19 protein-coding genes and 3 pseudogenes are annotated in these 21,977 nt (G+C 37.6%); 10 read left to right on the forward strand and 12 right to left on the reverse strand.

Translation table 11 applies throughout. The annotated features are described in order from the left end of the window. The 3 genes and pseudogenes from M1K46_RS19920 to M1K46_RS19930 all read right to left on the reverse strand — a co-directional run. Positions 1-348: cation diffusion facilitator family transporter (locus M1K46_RS19920; protein WP_256227417.1), on the reverse strand; the 348-nt coding region annotated here is incomplete at its 3' end. 226 nt (positions 349-574) lie between these two features. After that, positions 575-1,017: pseudogene (locus tag M1K46_RS19925) on the reverse strand (DUF2935 domain-containing protein); the annotation flags it as partial. Between the two features lie 1,260 nt (positions 1,018-2,277). Further along, positions 2,278-2,610: a helix-turn-helix domain-containing protein gene (locus M1K46_RS19930; RefSeq protein ID WP_256227418.1), complete on the reverse strand. Its 333-nt coding sequence runs from the start codon at positions 2,608-2,610 to the stop codon at positions 2,278-2,280. Between the two features lie 382 nt (positions 2,611-2,992). Here M1K46_RS19930 and M1K46_RS19935 point away from each other — a divergent pair, with 382 nt between their 5' ends. From M1K46_RS19935 to M1K46_RS19945, 3 genes and pseudogenes are all read left to right on the forward strand, one after another. Further along, positions 2,993-3,775, forward strand: a complete 783-nt coding sequence (locus M1K46_RS19935; protein ID WP_256227419.1) for an alpha/beta fold hydrolase — start codon at positions 2,993-2,995, stop codon at positions 3,773-3,775. Between the two features lie 18 nt (positions 3,776-3,793). Next, positions 3,794-4,056: pseudogene (locus M1K46_RS19940) on the forward strand (flagellin); the annotation flags it as partial. An 89-nt stretch (positions 4,057-4,145) separates the two neighbouring features. Further along, on the forward strand, positions 4,146-4,502 hold the full coding sequence (locus M1K46_RS19945) for a hypothetical protein (protein ID WP_256227420.1): 357 nt from the start codon (positions 4,146-4,148) through the stop codon (positions 4,500-4,502). 82 nt (positions 4,503-4,584) lie between these two features. Here the strand turns inward: M1K46_RS19945 and M1K46_RS19950 are convergent, their stop codons facing one another. After that, positions 4,585-4,758, reverse strand: a complete 174-nt coding sequence (locus tag M1K46_RS19950; protein WP_256227421.1) for a hypothetical protein — start codon at positions 4,756-4,758, stop codon at positions 4,585-4,587. Positions 4,759-4,940: 182 nt separating this feature from the next. Here M1K46_RS19950 and M1K46_RS19955 point away from each other — a divergent pair, with 182 nt between their 5' ends. The 3 genes and pseudogenes from M1K46_RS19955 to M1K46_RS25900 form a co-directional block, all read left to right on the forward strand. Beyond that, on the forward strand, positions 4,941-5,144 hold the full coding sequence (locus tag M1K46_RS19955) for a YolD-like family protein (RefSeq protein ID WP_256227486.1): 204 nt from the start codon (positions 4,941-4,943) through the stop codon (positions 5,142-5,144). A gap of 88 nt (positions 5,145-5,232) precedes the next feature. Continuing rightward, positions 5,233-5,559: a recombinase family protein gene (locus tag M1K46_RS19960; protein ID WP_256227422.1), complete on the forward strand. Its 327-nt coding sequence runs from the start codon at positions 5,233-5,235 to the stop codon at positions 5,557-5,559. A gap of 168 nt (positions 5,560-5,727) precedes the next feature. Further along, positions 5,728-5,994 (forward strand): annotated as a pseudogene (locus M1K46_RS25900) (SEC-C metal-binding domain-containing protein); the annotation flags it as partial. An 11-nt stretch (positions 5,995-6,005) separates the two neighbouring features. Here M1K46_RS25900 and M1K46_RS19965 read toward each other — a convergent pair. Next, positions 6,006-7,535 carry a multicopper oxidase family protein gene (locus tag M1K46_RS19965; RefSeq protein ID WP_256227423.1) on the reverse strand — a complete coding sequence of 510 codons (1,530 nt, stop codon included), beginning with the start codon at positions 7,533-7,535 and terminating at the stop codon, positions 6,006-6,008. A gap of 1,155 nt (positions 7,536-8,690) precedes the next feature. On the opposite strand from M1K46_RS19965, the gene M1K46_RS19970 reads away from it, so the two are divergent. The 3 genes from M1K46_RS19970 (at position 8,691) to M1K46_RS19980 (ending at position 12,624) form a co-directional block, all read left to right on the forward strand. After that, positions 8,691-10,175 carry an ATP-dependent nuclease gene (locus M1K46_RS19970; protein ID WP_256227424.1) on the forward strand — a complete coding sequence of 495 codons (1,485 nt, stop codon included), beginning with the start codon at positions 8,691-8,693 and terminating at the stop codon, positions 10,173-10,175. Positions 10,176-10,320: 145 nt separating this feature from the next. After that, entirely contained in the window at positions 10,321-10,836 is a 516-nt protein-coding gene (locus M1K46_RS19975) for a hypothetical protein (protein ID WP_256227425.1), read from the forward strand. A 3-nt stretch (positions 10,837-10,839) separates the two neighbouring features. Then, entirely contained in the window at positions 10,840-12,624 is a 1,785-nt protein-coding gene (locus M1K46_RS19980) for a UvrD-helicase domain-containing protein (protein WP_256227426.1), read from the forward strand. A 259-nt stretch (positions 12,625-12,883) separates the two neighbouring features. Here the strand turns inward: M1K46_RS19980 and M1K46_RS19985 are convergent, their stop codons facing one another. Then, positions 12,884-13,753, reverse strand: a complete 870-nt coding sequence (locus M1K46_RS19985; protein WP_256227427.1) for a tyrosine-type recombinase/integrase — start codon at positions 13,751-13,753, stop codon at positions 12,884-12,886. 681 nt (positions 13,754-14,434) lie between these two features. On the opposite strand from M1K46_RS19985, the gene M1K46_RS19990 reads away from it, so the two are divergent. Further along, positions 14,435-15,655, forward strand: a complete 1,221-nt coding sequence (locus tag M1K46_RS19990) for an MFS transporter (protein WP_256227428.1) — start codon at positions 14,435-14,437, stop codon at positions 15,653-15,655. 116 nt (positions 15,656-15,771) lie between these two features. On the opposite strand, the gene M1K46_RS19995 is transcribed toward M1K46_RS19990, so the two are convergent. The 6 genes from M1K46_RS19995 to M1K46_RS20020 all read right to left on the reverse strand — a co-directional run bounded on the left by M1K46_RS19995 (position 15,772) and on the right by M1K46_RS20020 (position 21,932). Beyond that, complete coding sequence (locus tag M1K46_RS19995; RefSeq protein ID WP_256227429.1) at positions 15,772-16,515, reverse strand: D-2-hydroxyacid dehydrogenase; 744 nt, start codon at positions 16,513-16,515, stop codon at positions 15,772-15,774. Positions 16,516-16,795: 280 nt separating this feature from the next. Next, positions 16,796-17,101 carry an AtuA-related protein gene (locus tag M1K46_RS20000; RefSeq protein ID WP_062232332.1) on the reverse strand — a complete coding sequence of 102 codons (306 nt, stop codon included), beginning with the start codon at positions 17,099-17,101 and terminating at the stop codon, positions 16,796-16,798. Positions 17,102-17,104: 3 nt separating this feature from the next. Further along, positions 17,105-18,457 (reverse strand): acyclic terpene utilization AtuA family protein, encoded by a 1,353-nt coding sequence (locus M1K46_RS20005; protein ID WP_256227430.1) that lies wholly within the window; start codon positions 18,455-18,457, stop codon positions 17,105-17,107. Positions 18,458-18,482: 25 nt separating this feature from the next. Beyond that, a complete protein-coding gene (locus tag M1K46_RS20010; RefSeq protein WP_256227431.1) occupies positions 18,483-19,349 on the reverse strand; it encodes an HpcH/HpaI aldolase/citrate lyase family protein in 867 nt (288 codons plus the stop codon). Between the two features lie 24 nt (positions 19,350-19,373). Continuing rightward, the gene (locus M1K46_RS20015; RefSeq protein WP_256227432.1) at positions 19,374-20,552 is read right to left on the reverse strand and encodes a CaiB/BaiF CoA transferase family protein; all 1,179 of its coding nucleotides are present in this window, start codon (positions 20,550-20,552) and stop codon (positions 19,374-19,376) included. A gap of 72 nt (positions 20,553-20,624) precedes the next feature. Continuing rightward, positions 20,625-21,932 carry a CitMHS family transporter gene (locus M1K46_RS20020; protein WP_256227433.1) on the reverse strand — a complete coding sequence of 436 codons (1,308 nt, stop codon included), beginning with the start codon at positions 21,930-21,932 and terminating at the stop codon, positions 20,625-20,627. Between the last annotated feature and the right edge of the window lie 45 nt (positions 21,933-21,977).

Raw genomic sequence — 21,977 nt, forward strand, 5'->3', positions numbered from 1 at the left:
TGGAGATTCTTTACCTCCTTGAAAAATTGAGGTAATGGCATCCAGTATTACTTGAAGCCCCACGGCTACCATGATGAAAGAAGCAACCATTGAGGCAATGGTTTCACTTTTCCAATGTCCATACCCGTGATCTTCATCGGGTGGCCTCTGAGACAGCTTTAAACCGATTAATACAGCAATAGAGGCGATGATATCGGTTGTATTGTTTAGACCATCCGCATTTAAAGCAGCAGAGTCACTTATATATCCAATCGCTAACTTTAGAATGGAAAGACAAATATATGCAATGATACTAATGATGGCTCCGCGTTCGCCTAATTTAAGTTCCTTATATTTTTGCTCTTCCACTATCTGACCCCTCCTATAAGCACCTCACTATAATAACCACAGGGATAGTGGTGGGTCTAGAGCAATGTTCTTGTCCTATTTTATCTTTGTAAACACTATGCAATTTAGTTGTGTAAAGGCAACAAAAGAAGAAGGAAGTAAGACATTGCTAAAAGTAAAAAAGCCGCATGATTAGCGGCTTTCCTTTTGCAATTCTTACGGTTCGCAAAGTATCAGACAACGCGAATTATCGCTGTTGTTCTGTCATCTGTTTTGTTTTTAATCTTTCTTCTAATACATGAATCATAAATAGGAAATGATCGGCTTCCCGAAGTACATGGTCTGCTAATAAGGGATTGATCACGTTGCGGATTTGTCAGGATCTAATAAGATCGAGCCCGCCTTTTTAAAGGCACGCAGTTCAGTAGTAGCATCTTCACTGTCTTTATTCATCTTTCCTATAATCGGATAAGTTGGCTGCTTACGGTGTAACATGGATTCAACATCTCTGGCTCGGTTTAAAAGGGTCTCAAAATCATCACCAAATTTAAGAGCTGTCCTGACCAGATTTCTTTCAGACTGGTCAAGTAATGAGGCAATAAATCTTGAATGTTCCATCATGATTTTAAGCCAAAAAACATTCTCATTTATGATTGCATCCTGAATCGGATCTAGGATCCCCTGATTAAAATTTGTAACGAGAAGGCTGTTGAAAAATCTATTCTGAGAAGTTCACAGGAACTAAGGCAAAGTAAAGAATAACTCTACCGAAAGGGGTGGTCTTCAAAAGCAGAGTTATTCTTAAAAAGTGGGAAAGGAATATGCTATTGTCCCTAACATATTACTCAGTTATTAACTTAAGGTGCGTATGGAAAAGGCCCATTATTTCGGAGAGGGGCTTTTTTGATTTACTAATACAAAGAAAAGCTCTGTGAAGGGCCCAATTCCACAGAGCTTTGCAAGAGAAAAGAAGGTTTGATTGGGATTGGCATCCCTAAAATAATATATGTAAGAAGATAAACAAAGGACTGGACGTTATACCTACGGTGGTGTTTTTTCCTTATAAGAAATAACGCACATTTTTAAGTTTTGTTTCACAATCTACCATATTTCTACATAGAATATTGAGAGATTAAGAGATTTTCTCTTATTTTCTCAAAGTACTTTTAGATGGAGGTGAAATTAAATGTCATCTTCTCACAAAAAAAAGAATGTTAAACTTAAATGTAAATGTAAACGTAAACGTTCATCCTCAAGTTCATCATCAAAATTTATTTGTAAAAAAAGAAAGAAAAAGAGTAAACATCATCACTAATGGTATAAAAAGCTGGGAGGAAGGAAGTCTATCTCTTCGGAGGTAGGCTTTTCTAATTTCTTAAAAAGGACGACACTCCGAGGTAGCCAACTACCGCAGAGTGGTCTTTAACCAAGATGGTTTCTAATGGAATTACAATCATCAATTCCTCACAATTATTAGAGCTAGGGAGTCAGTTTTTAAAGAATGGAAAACCCTTAACGTATTGTTTAGATCCTAACCAATTAGATAAGGAAGTGCACAATGAGCAAAGTCCATGAATAAATAAAAAACTTCTGCTCTTCCAGTCAGGTTAGAGGAGCAGAAGCTTCTTAAGAATCCCTGATTGATGAGGATTCCGTCCTTGCATTTAATTGTATTCATTCAGTTTACCAATATGCGGAAAAGAACAAAAAAATTAATGAGGTAAAAACCTATTATCTTACCAAGGGATCATCGACTTTTGAAATCCTGGTAAATTAAATTTGTTCCAAAATGCTCTTTTATTTTTATTAATGGTTTTATATGACAGTTATTAATTTTTGTTTTTTCATTTTGTAAAATATCGAGCAGCGAAGTAAGGACCCAATACATAAACAACCACAGTGAGTGGGGAGGGTTCCTATGTAAATAAATGTCCATTGTATTATTTGAATTCATTTCAGAAAGTGTTCCAATCCGATTTCAAAGGCCGATAACAGATATTCAGCTGTACCAGGCTCGGTTTCTGATAATGCACGGAATTGCTGCATCGCTCGATTAAAACGAAAGGTAATTTGATCTTCTTCCTGGTCTGGCGGGACCATGGAGAAGATAAGAAGTTCCTTTTGAATCTTTTCTAATAAGTGAAGTTCAATATTATCTGTTTTTCCCCTTTCCAAATTACTCAAGTATCCTGAGGAAACACCAAGTTGATTGGCAAAAGCGTTTAACGTTATCCTTTTCTTTTCTCGGACATATCGGATTCGTTTTCCCAGATCTTGCATCATGAATGTGGCTACCTTCTTAACAAGTGCATATGTGAAACCTTTTCTAGGTAAGGACTATTTCTCTGCGGTGTTTCTTATTTCCTTTGTTTTTTCGTTACCTACCTTTAGGAAAGGTGATTCTTTTGTGAAATCGGCCCATTAGCTACACTAGTTCAATAGTTACCACTTTTTCATTGAGGGCACTTGAATTGGAATCCTCTCTTTTTTTAGGCTGTTTTAGCATTAATTGTAGCTTTGCTTAACCTTGTTCAACTAACGGGCAGGATAGTTCAATAACCCTATCCTTTTACGCTTCTACAACCAATGGAGGGGTAGGTATGCACCTAGCTTACAAAGATGAATATCTTATTGGTAAAACCATTTTAACTACGGAGGAATAGTTATGGGATACTTTGTTACAGTAGAGCCAGGTGTAAATCTATATGTTGAAGATCTTAACCCAGGGGGTAACAAGACCATAGTATTTCTACATGGCTGGCCGTTGAGCCATAAACAGTTCGAATATCAGTTTGATGTTCTTCCTGCAATGGGTTACCGCTGTATTGGCATAGACTGGAGGGGTTTTGGTAATTCCGATAAACCAATTAGTGGCTACACCTTAAATAGACTGGCTGATGATATCCGCACTGTTGTTGGTACACTTCAATTAGAAAATTTTACGCTTGTGGGTCACTCAACAGGTGGAGCAATTGCGATTCGATATATGTCTAGATACAACGGTTACGGAGTATCCCGACTTGTCCTTGTTGATGCTGCAGCTCCCACTGGCTTTACCGCAGAAACTGCTAATAACTTTCTTAAAGAAGCCTTAAATGACCGCCCTAAAATGATGCAGGACGTAACAGATGGCTTTTTCTTTCAGTATGTAACTCGCCCATTCTCAGACTGGTTTTTTCAAATGGGATTACAGGCTGCGGGATGGTCGACAGCGGCAGTCATTGTTTTATTAAGAGATGAGAATTTGAATGAAGATCTTCCAAAAATAGTTGCCCCAACTTTAATTATTCACGGCATTCATGATAAAGTTATTCCATTTTCACAAGCTCAGGAACTAAATCAAAAAATAAGAAATTCAAAGCTAGTCTCGTTTCAATATAGTGGTCATGGCCCTTTCTGGGAAGAACGTGGCAAGTTTAACCAGCTATTGGCACAATATATTCATTAAAAATTTTACTTATCAAATAAATGTAGAATTGAAACAGTGTCTGGTGAGCGTTCTAAACTTGGTGCATACCAAAACCGTTTAGAGCACACAATCAATAACCTTGGAACTTCTTCCGAAAACTTAACAGCTACTGAATCTCGTATCCATGAGGGTTTGACATGGCGAAGGAATTAATGCAACAAACTAAAGCTGGAATCCTTGCTAAAGCGTCTCAAGCCATGCTAGCTCAAGCCAAACCAGGCTCCGTAGGGCGTTCCAGCTTTGTTTATGAACATAAATAAGTGACCCCACATATCTTGAAATAGGTCATTTGACTTTTAATCAAAATGTGGAGGTTAATAATGGTAAATTTTGATAGGGATCGATTCTTTTGGAGGCAAGACAAATTTCATCAAATCAAATATTATTAACATATGACAAGCGGACTGATTTAGAGTCAGCCACAAATGTTTCGAATTACTGGATTAGAAGCAATATGGGGCCTGTTGGTATCGCGAGTGTAGGAATGAAGGATGCACTAACAGCAGAGAACGCAATACGTCCCGATATGGCAATGATAACACCAGCTGACAATTCGAGGATGAGATACATCATGATATTTAGGGATAATACAATGGCTGGCATAATGTACACTGTGCTCCCTTGTTTTGTTAACTTAGAGGGAATGACTGGTTTTAGGGGAGAAAACTGGGCTCCCTTTAGCAGAAATATGTTTGTTGGTATGTAATTCAATGGTGAACTTTGGATACTGACACTAATCAAAGTTGATCATTAGCTTAAAAGGAAAGCTCAAGAGCTTTCCTTTTTTGTTAAATCGGTTCCAATAAATGTCTTATGCCTGATGTATTCTGCATACAAATTAGAAAATAATCCCCTGATTTACTCCAAGTGTGACTTAGGGACTCATCTGCTTGACCTTGTTCAAATCTAAAAGTCGTTTGATCATGAAGAGCTTTTTTTGTTTCCTTGTCTTCATTATTCAACTTCTCATCGCCTCCCCAATTACGATTAATTGTAAATTACGACTGAATTAGACAAATTCCTGCAAATGATATCCATCATTTGTAATTTATTTTTAGTGTTGACCGAACATATATTCGCATATAATAGTATCAGGAAGGTGATGGATATGCTTCGGGACCGAGGGAAGATGAAGTGGCAAAGAATGTTTATCCCTGAGCATGTAAAGGGTTTAAGGGAATTTGATTGGGACAATAAGAGAAAAGTGAAGCCTGAACTGGATGAGCAGCAGTTGGAGTTGATGGAGGAGACCATATGCAGGCGATGGCCGAGAATCAGGATTTGTGTTTTACCTACTTCGAAAGAGGTGATTTTAATTGTTGATTGGGAAAGTGCACTATGTAGATAAGTATAAAAAGGAACTACGCATCGTTGATTTTCATCAAGAAGTACATAAAGTTATGATAACCGATTTAGTGGATGTGAAAATGAATTAAGTGTCTCAAAAACGGATCACGTTCGTATCGTTGAAAGAAAACATTGATACATCAACAGCGACAGGAAAGTTGATTTTCAATATCTTCGCTTCGTTATCCGAATTTGAGCGAGATATGATAATCGAACGAACAAAGGCAGGACTAGACGCAGCAAGAGCAAGAGGTAAAAAAGACGGCCGTCCGAAAAAAGATGAGGAATCTATTCAAAGAGCACTAAAACTGTATCGCTCGAAAGAATATACGATACAGGAAATTACGGAGATGACAGGCGTCAGTAAAGCAATTCTGTATCGGAATATTGGGAAATTAATAGCCGTGGCTCGTTAACGGCTGTTTTTATTTGGATTTAGGTTGATAGCGGTGAGCAAAATCGTTTTCAAAATGGATGTAAAAAATTAAAATAAAGGAATTTAGTGGATTGTGTTCGCTGATGAAAATATTCATTAACTTTTATTGGAGGGTGGTAATTTGAGTATTGTTATTGAAAAGCTTTGACGAAACGAGAGGTGTCCCTGCGGATTAAAAAAGAAGTACAAGAAATGTTGTATGAATAATCTAGATACTTTATCTGTTGATATTAATGATGATTTGGAAATTAAAAAAGGTTTAGACAGAATAATGAAATCGAGTCGGATCAAACGGTGCCTACATCCACAACAAGATGAATGCACTGATGAGCGACTAAAGCATTACAGTAGTAAACTAATACGACAAGACCTACTTTCTTTAAGGGAGGCTTTTTTACAATTTATAAATACTTGAATGAGAATCTCTTATCGAATAACCATATATGGCCTCATCATCTCATAATCCTCGTGCTCTAAGATATGACAATGCCAAACATACAATCCTGTATACGGCCCAAACTTCATGATGATTCGTGTAACTTGTTTCGGATTAGCCCTGACTGTATCTTTCTCTCCTCGTTCTTGTGGAGCGGGTGGCATCGCTGGCCCCGTATAATGGATGACCCCTCCCTTATTATATTTGTCGACATCAAAAGGTCTTCGGTCTAGTATTTGGAAATCAATTAAGTGGATGTGAATAGGGTGTGTATCCGTCGTTAAGTTAATGAGATACCATATTTCGGTTGATCCCAATTTAGGATTTTCTGTTATGGGGTAATCCCATTGTTTATTATCCAATAACATGAATTCCCGTCCATATTGATCCATATTATCATTTAAGGTTAAGTATCTTATCTTTGAAGCTGACTGTTCCTGTAACTTTTGAATAGGCTCCATGTACTGCGGAATAACACTTGTATCAATATTTGTAAGAGGAAGAGAGACACTAAATTGCATAATTATACTTACTACATTTGCAGGGTCCGCATCTGGAAAAGGTGCGGGGGCGTCATTTGTCATGATAATGTTTTTTCCCTCAAGATTGGTAAAGTTAATGATAACATCTGCTCTTTCTGCTGGAGCAAGTAGGATTTCATGGATACCTATCGGATATTCCATTAATCCGCTATCCGTCCCGATTTGATAAATGAGTTGTCCTGAATCAAGCTTGATCCTATAAAAACGTGTATTCGATCCATTTAACAATCGGAATCTGTATTTTCGTGGTTCCACTTTTAAATAGGGCCATACCTTTCCATTAACAAGGATGGTTTTCCCAAAAAATTCAGGAATGATGGATGTTTCTAATCCCTTGATCGGCTTTGGTGGCTGGTTTGGATAATAAAGAGATCCATCTTTATGAAAAGACCTGTCTTGAATCATTAGAGGGATATCATATTTGCCGCTGGGTAAATTTAATAAACGTTCCCGCTGATCTCTTATAAGATAAAAACCTGCCAGTCCCGCATACACATTGAGTCTGGTAATCCCAATCGTATGGTCATGGTACCATTGAGTTACAGATCTCTGGTTGTTATCGTATTGGTAGACTTCCTTTTTAAATTTTGGACCGACTAGTGAAAATCCATTGGTAAACCACGCATCTGGATAACCATCGCTATCAGGTTCAACGCTTGCCCCGTGTACATGTACCACCGTTCTTACTTGGGGCACATCGTTATGGGCACCATGCACTGTATAGTCTATCGGCAAAAGATGCTTATCAGGGAGATTGTTGATCCATTTAATAAACACTCTTTCTCCACTCTCTACTTCAATTGTAGGACCTGGAAAGCTGCCTTCATAACCCCAAACAGTTGTATCATTTAACTCATTATGGAGTGATTGCTTAAATTCCGTCATATTCACTTCATAATAAGTAAGAAGAGGATCTTTCCATGTAGGTTTTAGAATAGGAAGGATAGGGAGTTCATCTACAAATTTAGAGAGAATCATATTTTCCGCTCCTTTATAACTGCAATCATAATTACCTTCTAACTAAAGGTTATAAATATTACAAGCCATGTATGAATGGATTATGCCAAGAAACAAAAGAAATCAAAATATAAAAAATCTCTTGTTCAACAATCGGGTGCGATGGTTAAATAAGCTATCTATAAAAGTAGGTTCAATGTGAAATCCTTAGGAGAAGGAAGGCTGGGCAACCTTTTTCTAAGGATTTTAACACATGCTTTTAAGGCATGTTTTTTTATTGGTAAATGAATGACAAAGGAAAAGCAAGCGTTAACCTTATTAACGAGTTTAAACAGAAAGCTGACCTCAAGAATGTCTTTTTAGATGAGGCACAAGAAAATTTAGAGGTTGTCTTGAAAAGGAACGAGCTTACCTGGAATCATTGAAGAAGGTAATCTCGGATCAAGAGCAATTTCACAAAGGGATAAGTGAAATCATGGAGAGAATTTCTGAAGATAAACAGTTAAGAAGGATGTTAGCGTTGTTGATGGTAAAAGAGTGTAGCCTGATAAGCAGCAATAAAATCACTCTTACTTTTTACAGTATGGAACCTTATCGTTTTAAATTCAAAAGACAAGGATGGGAACTTTCCCGTCCTTGTCTTTTTCTATGAATAATTTTACACTTGTTAGTTTGATTTTGATACGATTTTGGTATCGAGCGTTGGTTAAGGGAATTCTGGTTTGTTACGGGGTAAGGAATAATTTCGACATTAATTTCAAAAATCATAATTATTTTCTAAGGTCATTTTATTTTATGTTATTTTATTTTACTTTATTTTATCTTTCCTTTATTTCTCGGTAGATTGGGACAAGAATGTTTTGGGACAAGCCCCCCCTGGGACAAAAAAGATAAGTAATGTACTTTTGATTAGAGAGAAAACACACCAAAATCTGCCTGAACAGAAAAATTAATGTGTATTTATTAAGTTGTGAATTTGAATCCAGTTAATCGAATTTGTTAAAAATCATTGTTACCAAAAATCAGCATCCCACAGACCAGAATTAGCTTATAAATAGGAAAATTATATCATCTCCCATTTTGTGCTTATATAAAAATTATCGATGTTTTTTTGGATACAAAATCAAGAAATTATTGGTAAAATGAGTCATATGTCGAACATTGGAGTTGCTAAATATGTATATTTCACAACTAATGATAAGAAACTTTAGAAATTTTGATAATGCAATATTCAGTTTCAATAAAGGAGTAAATTCCCTAATTGGAGAAAATGGGGCAGGGAAAACAAATGCATTATTTGCTATTCGTTTATTGATTGATACAAATCTACCTATCAAAGCTGCTCAATTAATCGAAACAGACTTTAACAGAAATCTTGGTGATTGGAGAGGCCATTGGATAATCATAAGGTTAGAGTTTAAGGATTTAGCTGCAAGTGAAGGCACGCAAATGTTGTCTAATTATATCGAAGACATGGATACCGAAGAAGATAAAGGGACCTATAATTTTCACTTCATGCCTACACAAAAGATTAGAAAGGATTTATATAAATTATCCGAGCAAATAGATAAGGATAAAGAAAAATTAAAGTCTATTTTAGACACCATAACCATTAATGATTACGAATCAGTATTTTGTTTTCGAGGAAGCGTTGATTTTACTGATGAAGAAATATACAGAAAGTATGTTGGAGATTTTGAAAACATTATATTCCCTAATCCAGAGGAAGAGTCAAAAGAAGCTTTAGGTGAAAAAACTTCACAACTTCATTTAATACGAAATGAGATTTCATGTACATTTATAAAGGCACTTCGAAATGTAGTTAATGATCTAAGAAATTCAAAAAGCAGTCCCTTGTTAAATTTATTAAGAGGTACCTCAAAAGATATTCAAGTGGAAAATTTCACTGAAATTATGGAAATGATAAAAAAACTCAACAAAACAATATGCGAATTAGATGAGATAGGGCAACTATCAGAAAAAATAAAAAAGACATTAATAAATACAATTGGACATACTTATGCACCAAATATATCAATAAAATCAGAGTTGCCAGAAGATATTAATAAGTTAATGCAGTCTTTAACTCTTTGGGTAAGTGATACAGAAGAAAGCGGGTTTGAGAGTAAATTAGAAGACCTAAGCTTAGGCGGTGCAAATTTGCTTTATATCACTTTAAAGTTGTTAGAATATGAATTTAAACAGCCAAAAGAGGAAAAAGCAGCTCATTTTCTATTGATTGAAGAGCCCGAAGCACATATTCATACTCACATACAAAAAACCATTTTCGAAAATTATTCCTTCCAAAATACTCAAGTTATCATTTCGACTCATTCAACCCATATTTCATCTGTAAATAAAATAAGTTCGATCAATATCCTTTGTAAAGAAAACCAAAGAACCAATGTTTGTCAGCCAAACAATGGTTTATCAGACGATGAGTGTAAGAGAATTGAAAGATATTTAGATGCTATTAGAAGTACGATACTTTTTGCTAAAGGAGTCATTTTAGTTGAAGGAGATGCAGAATTAATTTTAATTCCTGCACTATTTAAAAAAGTTTACGGAATCAGTTTAGATGAAATTGGTGTAAGCATTATAAATATGAGTAGTACAGTTTTTAAGCATATTTGCATTACTTTTTTCCGATTATCGCATTAAACGGAAATGCTCTATTATTACTGATCTTGATAAATCCATTATTCCACTTAATGAAAATAAAGAACTGGATGATAAATTTGAGCGTAAATGTAGAAATTCACAAGAAAGCGGACTACTAAGAAAAATTTCTCTAGATGATTTTTGTATGGATAATAAGTGGGTGAATGCATTTTATGCCGATTATACATTTGAAGTTGATTTCTTTTTGAGTGGAAATGAGGAAACCATTATTCAATCATTAAAAAATATCTATATACAGCAGGCTGCAATTAATACATCTATGGAAAAATTAAAAGTACTAGATACTGAGACTGGCGGAAGAGAAGCACTCAGATTAGCTGATGAGGTAGCTGGGAAAGGTTGGTTTTCTTTATTACTTGTTGAACAATTATCTTATCAATCATATATACCAACATACATTATAGAAGCTATTTGCTTTGTTTCACAGCTCAATGAAAATCACTTAAGGAAAATAATCAAACATAGAGCTGAAGAAGGTTTATTTATAGATGAAAAATTAAGTGAATTATATACATTTCTTTCGGACGAACCTGAAGAAGATTATTCCTTTACTGAAATAGTCAATTATTTTTATGATTTAAATAAAAATGATCAATTCTTCCAACTTTACAATGTCTATACGCAATATATGGAGAATTAGCAAATGTATAACGAACTTAATACTGAACAGAAAAACGCAGTTAAAGAAGACGGTAACGTTTTAGTAATTGCTTGTCCAGGTAGTGGTAAAACAAGAGTTTTGACTTTGCGAATTGCAAAAAATTTAATGGAATTGGAATCAAAAAAACAATGCATTGTTGCACTTACCTATACAAACCGAGCAGCAGAAGAGATCCATCAAAGAATTGAAAAATTAGAAGTAGATACAAGTCAATTATGGACTGGTACGATACATTCCTTTTGTGTAAATTGGATTCTAAAACCTTATGCAGGTTATATTCAAGAATTAAAAGATGGTTTTTCTATTATTGATGAGTTTACTCATGAACAATTATTAAAAGTTATAAAGGAAGAGTACTTTCTTTCACCTTTTGTTGAAAATATTACAGCTTTCAAAAGAAATGGTGACTATAAAACTAATGACCAAAATATTAAAAATGCTGCAAAAGAATTTCATACAAGACTATTAAATAGTAAATTTATTGATTTTGATTTAATTCTATATTTTTCGTATAGACTTTTATTGGAAAAACCTAAAATCGCAAGGACTTTATCTAGGTTTATGAAAAACTTTTATATTGATGAATTTCAGGATACTCAGGATCTTCAATATGGAATAATCGGAGAAATAATAAAATCAAGTGGAAACACCAGTAGCATTTTTATTGTAGGAGATCCAGATCAAGCAATTTACGAATCCCTAGGTGGACAAGCAAAAACACTTGATGAGATTCAACAAGATATCGGTGGAGCTAAAATTAAGGAGCTGCACCTGTCAGGAAATTACCGTTCATCACAAAGGATAATTGATTTATACAGTTACTTCCAGATGAATGAAATAAAAATTATCGCCCTAGGTAAAAAAGCAAAAACACAAGGCATTATTACTTATAACCAAACATTACCTAAAAATGATCTTCATAAGGAAATAGCTCGTTTAATAAAGAAAAGTTTGGACCAAGGTATTCCAGAATCCGAAATCTGTGTAGTTGCACCTAGATGGATTTTTCTCACAGATATTGCAAGGAAATTAAAAGGGGAACTTCCCACCGTTTCATTTGACGCTCCTGGTTTAACACCATTACCGAGGAATCCAGACAACTTTTGGTATAAATTAGCAAGGTTGTTTCTGACTAGACCTTCGCCAGGATTATATCTTACTAGAATTAGATGGGTAAAAGAAATTATTAATGATTTGAATTTTATTGGTGTTTATTCCCAAGTAGATGATTATGACAATTGTAGGAAAATGCTTAATATAATTAATCGGATAAAACCTAATGAGACTGATGGTATTAAGTATTTAAGTGCATCTTTTAAAGAACTGTTTAAAAAAATAAACGTTGATATAACAAATGAAAAGTTGCGTCTTCATTGGGAAACCTTTTTTTCTGGGATAATCAAAAGATCAGAAAGGGAGGATTTTAAACATATACCAACAGATGTTAATTCTTTTAAATCAATGTTTATGCAATCTAAAGGCGTAGTAATAAATACTTGTCACGGGGTAAAGGGTGAGGAGTATGAAACTGTTATTTCCTTTGGTTTATTAAGAGGGTACATTCCTCACTGGAATCAAATAATTAATAGATCGTACCAGACGGAATTTTCTGCTTCAAACAAGATGTTGTACGTTATTGGTTCAAGAGCTAAAACAAATTTACATTTAATTTCAGAAACAGGCCGATTCACAATAAACGGAAATTCATATGAACCAAACTATCAATTGAACAGTTTAACATTTAATTATGATTATGACCTTATTTAAGGTTATCTCTTAGTTAAGCTCTAAATAATAAAATTAGTGGGCTTGACTTCGTGTCACTATTGATGTTTTCACACATTCCTATTGAACGAGCGACCGAAAAATTCAGCTGTTCGTTCAATAGGTGCTATTATGGCAACTAGTCCAGATTGGATGATATAAATGCAAAGACACCTGCAATTGCTACATTCATCTGTTAAAGCCCCTTAATCCAGAACTGATGCTCGGTGTATCCAATAATATTATGGAGAAGGAAGCATCACTAATTGACTCCTATAAAATCCTTGCCCGAAGTCGTAACTAAGCTTTCATGTCCTAATAATTCCTGCAATGTTCGCAGATCCACTTTATCTTTATTCTCTTGCAACAAGAGCGTAGCAAACGTATGTCTTAAGTGATGCAAAGAAAAACGATGAGAGGGAAGCCCAGCATGCTCTAAAGCTTGCTTAAATATCTTGTGTAGGCCCCTTGGATTTAATGGTTTGTTGCGGGCATTATAAAAAATCGGTTCACTATAATGTAATTGAGATTCTTTTAGGTTTTTTTGATAAGCCACAAATAATGGAATAACGGTAGGATGAAGGGGAAGAAGACGCTCTTTTTTTCCTTTCCCAAAGATTTTGATGGTCTGTGAAATCAAATCCACCTGTTCCCATGTTAAATCAACCAACTCCTGACGTCTCATACCTGTGGTAGCTAAGAGTTTAAACATCAGTTCGTTGCGGATTCCTAGTGGCCTGGTGTCATTTTCTAAGGATGAAAATAGCTTATGCAAATCTTGTAGCGACATATATTTCGGCAGTTTTTTATCGGCCTTAGGTGCTTCAATTCCAGCGGTAAAATCCATCTTCATGTAATTTTCTTTAAGACAAAACTGGCTAAATGATTTTAAACATGAAATTCGGCGCTGCAAGGTGCGCGGTTTAATTCCATGATTAAGGACCTGATCCTGAACAAAACGACGTACACTGGATGCGGTAAGCTCATCAAGATTTAAAGATCGATGATTGTGCATTAGGAACTCACCAAAGAGTTTTAAATCAAAGGTGTAGCTATATAAAGTGTTAACCGAGTAATTTTTTTCAACTTCAAGATACATAAGATAGTCATCAGACGCTTGTACATAATTCATTTTTAAAAGACCTCCTTGGGAATTATGAGGATCAACCCTGGGAATTATGTTCGAAACCATAAATTATAGGAACTCCAGTGACTTATGAGGAAGAGAACCCTTATTATTGGGAACTCGGAGCAAATTAGGGGACGATATGAGATATTATCGGAACTTGGAGGCAGCAGCCCTTGACAATATTATGTTTGTTTCTAGTTAACATAATATATATTCTAGGAAGCTATGCAGAAAAGAGCAAAATCTGTATCAATTGTTAAGTTTACTACTGAAATTGAGACAAAATGAAAAATGATACAAAAATGCTCTCGAATTTATTTAGATTGTTTTATTTTACTTTTCAATTGAACCGGCTGCAGTTGTTCCATCGGTAATACATGATTAAATAAAATGAGGAGCTTTTACCTCTTTCTTTAAAAAAACTAAAAGATTGAATGTTGAAACCACGAGCTTCTTTTGAACTATAAAGTGGCCTGGTTAATTAATGGAATTTTTAAGATAGCAAGCCTTACATCAATCATGTAATGATTTATTGGGTGGTAAAGAACAACATACAGAAAATGATCCGTCTTTTTTCAATTCTGTTTTTAGTACATCCTTCAATCCTTTCCATTATTCCACTATATTTAATGTTATAATTGCTAAATATTAACCTACGTGAAAATTTTAAGGAAGTGATGGCGGATGGAACGTTGGAAAAGAAATATGTGGGTTTTATGGATCGGAGTTTTTTTCACTTCGGCCAGTTATTCTATGGTTATCCCCTTTCTGCCTCTGTTTCTTCTTCAGATTGGTGTGCACTACCACACTGAAATGTGGGCGGGAGTATTATTTAGTGCAGCATTTTTGGCAGGTGCCATCTCCTCTCCTTATTGGGGACTATTAGCGGACAAATATGGAAGAAAGCCAATGATCATTAGAGCTGGTTTTTCTCTTTTTGTTATTTATACGCTTACCGCCTTTGTGAACAATCCCTATGAATTGCTGGTTCTGCGGATCATGCAGGGGCTTCTAACAGGATTCATTCCTGGAGCCATCGCTCTAATTGGTACAAATACACCAAAGAAGAATGTAGGATACGCCCTGGCTATGATATCGACAGCAACGGCTTCAGGCGGGATTATTGGACCTCTCCTTGGGGGCGGTATTTCCACATTAGTCGGAAACAGATGGTCATTTGCCAGTGGAGGATTATTGGTACTATTTTCTACGATTCTCGTAATCTTTATGGTAACAGAGGAAAATTTCACCCCAAGTACGACGAGGGGATCGGTCATCAATGATATCCGGACTGCGACAGCTAACCGCCAATTTATGATTGTCTTGTTATTAACGATGGTGACCGTCTGTTCGCTTATGACCATTGAGCCTGTCTTACCTTTATACATACAAAAATTAGGCGGCTCTGTCGAAAATATTTCATTGCTGGCAGGTGTGATCTTTTCTTTACCTGGTATTGCAAGTATTTTATTCGGAGCGTTCTGGGGTAAATTGGCAGATAAAATCGGGTTCCGCACGGTTTTGATCATTGGGTTATGCGGCGGCGGGCTTGGTACATTGGCACAAATGTTATTTCATGGAATCTGGGGATTCTCCATCATACGATTTATGTTCGGCATTTTTTTCTGCGCGGTCTTCCCTGCTTTAAATGGTCTGGTTGTTAAGCTAACACCGGATGATTTTAGAGGCAGGGCCTTTGGACTGAATCAAACCGCTAATCAAATCGGAGGGATGCTCGGTCCAGTCCTTGGCGGTTTTATAGGTGGGATTTTTACGATTCACATTGTTTTTCTAGTCACGGGAATCTTCCTCTTGATCGCTACGGGAATCGCATGGACGTCAAATTGGGAGAATACAAGCAAAAAGAGGCAGGAAAAATTCAGAAGCACCTCTACCTCAGTATAGCCCTTATCAGTACACGTTTTGCAATATCATTCAAACACCCCTGTCGAATTTCGATATTCGACAGGGGTGTTTATGTCTGAGAATTGTTCTGGAGTAAAGGAAAGCTATAGGACGGTTTAATACCCTCTTTTAAAATCAACCTTATTATGTAGCACCCTGTTTCCTTCAATCATTTTTAGTGTTTCTACAAAACAGGCTGCACTCTCCTCAGGTGTGGTAACTGCTGAGATATGGGGAGTGATATGAACATCGGGATGATTCCAAAATGGGTGGTCGTCTGGCAGCGGCTCATGGTTAAATACATCGAGCACAGCAAATCTGACTTGACCTGAATCTAGAGCATGAATCAGCGCATCATTATCAACCGATGCACCTCTTCCCACATTTATAAAACCCGCATCAGTTAAATGATGAAAGAGTCGCCCATCAAAGAAATTGGTTGTTTTTTCGGTCAACGGTAAAGTATTAAGGATGTAATTCATTTCATGTAACTGTGAAAAATGGGCATCAACAGTCATAACCTCTTTAAAATATTCTTTTTTCTTCCCGCTTAAAGAAACCCCATAGACTTCCATCCCAAATCCCGAGAAAATTTTTGCAGCCGTTTGGCCGATCTCACCGGTTCCATAAACCATGGTTTTTTGTTTATTTAATAATTGTGGTGGAATGGGATGCCATTTTTTTTGATGCTTTAATTCTTGAAATTGCTCATGTAACTGTACATCCTTAAGTATGTAGCTCAAGCAATACTCGGCAATCCTTTGTCCAAAGGAACAAATGGTTCTGGTTAATAACACCTCTTCATTCCACTGTTTTTTGTATAAAAAACAGTCAACACCCGCTCCCAGGAATGCACCCATTTTACTGAACTGTAGTCAAAATTGGACTTCAAATTAAAGGATGCATAAGCATCAGCCCACGCAAGATCCTCCTGCGTCATCTGTTCTTCAGGCAGAAAACGGAAATCTTTTTGTAAATCTTCCTTTTCGATAATAGTCTTAAGTTCTTCGTACATGGGGCTTACGACTAGTAATTTATTTATATTAATTTTTCTCACCCCTTTTTCATAAACAATAATTGGATGACTTCATTATAATCCAGAATGTCAAAACAGGAGTGTTTATCTCTTTCCATTTTAATTTATAGAACGATTTCCATATCCATCAGCGCTGAACTCAAACTTTTCCCATGGCGATCTAATGAAAGGGAACGAGTCACACCCCCTCCTAATGCGTTATCCATAACAAAGTTTAAAGCACCGATCTTAGGGAGTTCATATCTAATAACGTCTCCCTTTACAATTTCCTGAAAAAATTCTTTTACCCGCTCTGCGGTTATAGATTTTTTTACCTTCTCATAATCACCCATTTCATAAACGATGACAGAAACATTCGAGATATTTCCTTTATCTCCAGTTCTTGAATGGGCGATTTCCTTTAGTTTCAAAATTTACACCTCCTCGTATTCCACGTCAATTTGGATATCACTTTCAGGGATGAGTATTGAGGCAATGGAAACAATGTCCTGAATGTTTACCCGTACACCCCCGCCTCCTGCAGGTCCATTCGTATAGAGGGCTTCTACTTCTTGTCCTATTGCCAGAGCATCCTTCTCTTCGCTGCTCCTAGCCGCTATTCGTAAACGAACCTCTGAAGGTGTAATGTTCTCACTTGATAAGCTTGATATTGACTCTCCATATAATGAGGACACTCCTATAAAATCAATGGTTAAATCCTGTATCTTAATATCCCTGTGATCGATTCTTTTTCTAATGATTTCCTCAGACAGTTTAGCTCTATTTAAGCAACCTGAACCGCCATAGCTGATTTCCGCTTCCACAATGAATCCATCTTTATACCCAACGCTTGTTTTATAAAAACCGCTTTTTTTCTTTCCTGACGCTCCTTTCACAAACACACGATCAGAAGACGTCTCCTCCACTTCAATTTGAGAAAAATCCGCGATCACATCAGGAGTTAAATACCTCGCGGGATCATGAATTTCATATACCAATTGTTCTTTTACCGTACTCGTCGATACAACCCCGCCTGCTTCATCAAGCTTAGTTAAAGTAATATCTCCATCCTCATTAATTTCAGCGATTGGAAACCCGACATTCCATAGGTCTTCCACTTCTTTATAGCCTGGATCAGCAAAGTAGCCTCCTGTGACCTGGGCGCCGCATTCCAGTAAATGGCCTGCAGCAGTTGCTTTTCCCAGTCGTTCGTAATCCGTCATCTCCCAGCCGAATTCATACATTAACGGACCGACCGTCAGAGAAGGGTCAGAGACTCGGCCCGTTATCACGATATCAGCATCTTCTTTTAAAGCCCTAACGATTCCCTCCATGCCGATATAAGCGTTCGCCGAAATAATGGGTGTTTGAATTTCTTTCAGCTTCTCCCCGGTTTCCATAACGGGTAAGTCTAAATACTGCTCGATGTTCGAATACACGTCATCTCCTGTAACAGCAGCAATTTTCAGGTTGCGGATTCCTTGTTCCTGTGCCATTGCTTTGACCGCTTTCGCTGCTGATAATGGATTGGCAGCTCCCATATTCGTAATCACTTTAATATGGCTTCCAGCACACAAAGGCAATATTTTATCCATTCGGTACTCCAGTAATCGGTTGTAACCCTTATCTGAATCCTTCAATTTTTCTTGTTGAGCTAAGGCAATGGTTCGTTCAGCCAAACATTCAAAAATGATATAATCCAAATGCCCTTTTTTCATCAATTCAACGGCAGGCTCAATCCGGTCGCCTGCATAGCCTGCACCTGCACCAATCCTTATCGTCCTCACACTTTAATCTCCCATCCGTTATCCTTTAAGAAGAATGAACCCCTGCTGATTGCAATATTCTTCTGGCCCGATCTACAATCGGCAGATCAACCATTTTCCCGTCCAGCTGCAAAACACCCGAGCCGTTTACTAATGAACGTTCAAAGGCTTTTACTAGTCGTTCCGCTTCTTCTATCTCTTCTTTTGTCGGAGCAAAGACTTGGCTAACAAGCTCAATCTGGTCAGGATGAATAATCAGTTTTCCATGAAAGCCCAGTTGCTTGATCAACGTAGTTTCTTTTAATAAACCATCGCAATCCTTAATGTCCACGTACACCGTGTCAATTGGGCCTTCAATGCCAGCTGCCTTCGATGCAATCACGAGGTGCGACCGTGCATAGAGCAATTCCATTCCGTTTTTCGTCAGATCCGCCCGGATGTCCAAAGCAAAATCCATGGAACCAAATGCCATACGTATTACACGGGGGCTTGCAGACGCGATTTCAAAAGCGTGATGGACCCCTAGAGCTGATTCGATAATGGGAACGATTTTAATTTGACATGAATCCATGTTTCTTTTCGTTTCTAATTCGCTGATTATGCGATCAAGAAAAACGATTTGTTCGCTGGTTTCGGCCTTCGGCAAGACAATCCCTGATACACCAGCCCTCAGTACATTCGTCAGATCCTCATAAAAGTAAGGAGAATGATAGCTATTGATCCTTACAAAATTCACTTTGTTTGCATGAAGATCAATCGCTTTTCTCACTCTTGTTCTGGCCATTTCTTTTTCATCTGGAGAAACAGCATCCTCCAGATCATAGATCAGCACATCTGCACTTAAGCTGCCTGCCTTTTGTAATTTCTTTTCATCAGACCCAGGTACAAACATCCATGTACGATATTCATTCAAGCACATCACCACCCTTTTAAACTCTCACAAAACTCCCGTTGTCCGATATTTATCAATTGTTGATGCATCAATGCCGAACTCTTTTAAAATTGACTCTGTATGTTCCCCTACTGCCGGGATCGGATTCATTGCCGGTTCCAAATCTTCAAACGTTACCGGCGGAATTAAAGCTTTCAACATTCCCGCCGGTGATTGGACGTCTCTCCAGCGATTTCTGATTTTCAACTGTGGATGATTAACAAATTCCTGAACCGTATTCAAATGAGCGTTAGCAATTTCAGCCTTTTCCAGCCTGCTGATAATTGCTTCTGCACTCAGGTTTTGGAATACAGCATCAATGATTTCTTTCAGCTGACTGCTATTGGCCAGTCTCCTGGCATTGCTGTTAAAGCTGGTATCCGCCTTTAATGCAGGGTCTTCTAAGACAATCTCACAGAAATTCGCCCATTCTCGTTCATTTTGTATCCCCATGAAAACCAGTTTTTGATCTCCTGCCAGAAAAGGTCCATAAGGATAGATCGTGGCATGGCTTGCTCCAGTTCGTTTCGGTTCAGATCCTCCATACTCAGAATAGTAGAGGGGATAACCCATCCATTCTCCAAGAGCCTCAAGCATAGAAACTTCCAACACTTGCCCCTTTCCTGTTTTAAAACGGGAAATCAAGGCGGTTAAAATACCAGAGTACGCATACATCCCGGCGGCTATATCAGCAATGGATATTCCTGCTTTGGATGGTGTCTCTTCTGTACCGGTAATCGAAACCACCCCTGTCTCACATTGGATCAGAAGGTCATATGCTTTTTTTTCTTTATAGGGTCCATACGATCCATACCCCGAAATTCCACAGATGATAAGCTGCGGATACTTTTCTTTTAAAACATCGGAACAAAATCCAAGCCGATCAACAGCCCCAGGTTTTAGATTCTGAATAAAAACATCCGCCTCCGATAGAATTTTATCCAATATGAATTTACCATCTGGATGTTGCAAATCAAGCGTTATTGACTCTTTTGAACGATTGAGCCAGACAAAGTGGCTGGACATTCCCTTGGCGGCTGAATCATATTGTCGGGCAAAATCCCCGGTGCCCGGCCTCTCCACTTTTATGACGCGTGCCCCTAAATCCGCTAATTGTCTGGAAGCAAAAGGTGCCGCTACTGCCTGCTCCAGCGTAACAACTGTTATCCCATCTAAAGGCAGCATTCAAATCCTCCTTTCTATTCATAAATCGAAACCTCGCCCCACTCTGGTAACTAGAGTGGGGCGTAAGGAAATTCAGAAAGAAATAGCACCCGTTATAAGCGCAATAACCGTCATAACGATGGTCGTTCCAAATGCCCAGAAGAAAACACTCTTCTGAAGGTCACCCAGATCCACCTTACATAAACCAAGAAGAACAAAGACAGATGGATTTAATGGGCTTAACGGAAACCCTGTTGTAGCGTTTCCTAGTAATGCGGCACGGCCAATGTCCAAAGGATCAATACCGAACGAGGCTGCTGATTCGCTCAGAATCGGAAGCACTCCATAATAAAAGGCATCGGGAGAAAATACTAAACTTAACGGCATACTGATGACGGCTATTAAAGTCGGAAGGTGCGGCCCCATCCAATCCGGTATGATGGAGACCATTGACACCGCCATGGCATCCAGCATTTTTGTGCCTGAAAGGACGCCAGTGAAAATACCTGCGGCAAAAATGGTAAAGCACACTAAGACCATGCTTTTTGCATGTGCAGCGATTTGGTCATTCTGTTTCTTTACATCTGGAAAGTTCACGATTAAAGCAAGGGCAAAAGCAAGGATAAATAAGACAGGTACTGGCATTAATTCCATGATTAAAACCGTTATAAGAACCACCGTTAGAATAAGATTGAACCAGAACATTTTTGGAAGACCAGTTGCCGGCATGTCCAAAGCGGCGGCCGTCTCTTCTTCAGCATTTTTTCCATGATGATTCGTCCATTGAACAACTCCCAGACGTTTTCTCTCTTTCTTGCCAAGTACGTAAGAAACAAACACAACCCAGGCCATTCCTGCAAGCATGGAAGGAATTATCGGATTAAACAGTTGTGAAGAAGTGGCATCCAGTGAAACCATGGCTCTTGCCAGCGGTCCGCCCCAAGGGATAATGTTCATGACCCCCGCTCCAAGGGCTACGGTACTTGCCAGGATAAGAGGATTCATGCCCAGCCTTTTATAAACAGGGAGCAAGGCAGTGATTGTAATCATAAATGTCGCAGAACCATCTCCGTCCAAAGCAACGATTAAGGTAATGATGGCAGTGGCCATTACGATTTTAAGCGGATCGCCTTTGGCAAATCGAATCAACCGTGAGATCATCGGGTCAAACAATCCTCGATCAATCATTAATCCAAAATAAAGGATAGAAAACCCGATCATGATGCCTGTCGGTGTTACTTTCTGAACGCCCTCAAGCATCATTTCTCCCATTTCAAGCCTAAAGCCGCCAATCAGACCAAATACGATCGGTACGAGTGCAAAAGCAATTAATACTGAAACTCGTTTCGTCATGACCAAATAAAGAAAAGTAGCAATCATTAAAAATCCTAAAATAGCCATTCCCTAAACCCCCTTATTATTCGTTGAGTAGAAAGCGGTTACAAT

Source organism: Fictibacillus sp. WQ 8-8 (assembly GCF_024494405.1).
Lineage (GTDB): Bacteria > Bacillota > Bacilli > Bacillales > Fictibacillaceae > Fictibacillus_C > Fictibacillus_C marinisediminis.

What these genes read in the sequence shown, in the direction of transcription:
- M1K46_RS19935 (WP_256227419.1), top strand. Translation starts at nt 2,993, where the DNA reads ATGGGATACTTTGTTACAGTAGAGCCAGGTGTAAATCTATATGTTGAA.
- M1K46_RS19995 (WP_256227429.1), bottom strand. Translation starts at nt 16,515, where the DNA reads ATGGGTGCATTCCTGGGAGCGGGTGTTGACTGTTTTTTATACAAAAAA.
- M1K46_RS19930 (WP_256227418.1), bottom strand. Translation starts at nt 2,610, where the DNA reads ATGATGCAAGATCTGGGAAAACGAATCCGATATGTCCGAGAAAAGAAA.
- M1K46_RS19970 (WP_256227424.1), top strand. Translation starts at nt 8,691, where the DNA reads ATGTATATTTCACAACTAATGATAAGAAACTTTAGAAATTTTGATAAT.
- M1K46_RS20020 (WP_256227433.1), bottom strand. Translation starts at nt 21,932, where the DNA reads ATGGCTATTTTAGGATTTTTAATGATTGCTACTTTTCTTTATTTGGTC.
- M1K46_RS20015 (WP_256227432.1), bottom strand. Translation starts at nt 20,552, where the DNA reads ATGCTGCCTTTAGATGGGATAACAGTTGTTACGCTGGAGCAGGCAGTA.
- M1K46_RS19985 (WP_256227427.1), bottom strand. Translation starts at nt 13,753, where the DNA reads ATGAATTATGTACAAGCGTCTGATGACTATCTTATGTATCTTGAAGTT.
- M1K46_RS19980 (WP_256227426.1), top strand. Translation starts at nt 10,840, where the DNA reads ATGTATAACGAACTTAATACTGAACAGAAAAACGCAGTTAAAGAAGAC.
- M1K46_RS19965 (WP_256227423.1), bottom strand. Translation starts at nt 7,535, where the DNA reads ATGATTCTCTCTAAATTTGTAGATGAACTCCCTATCCTTCCTATTCTA.
- M1K46_RS19975 (WP_256227425.1), top strand. Translation starts at nt 10,321, where the DNA reads ATGGATAATAAGTGGGTGAATGCATTTTATGCCGATTATACATTTGAA.
- M1K46_RS19990 (WP_256227428.1), top strand. Translation starts at nt 14,435, where the DNA reads ATGGAACGTTGGAAAAGAAATATGTGGGTTTTATGGATCGGAGTTTTT.
- M1K46_RS19955 (WP_256227486.1), top strand. Translation starts at nt 4,941, where the DNA reads ATGTTTATCCCTGAGCATGTAAAGGGTTTAAGGGAATTTGATTGGGAC.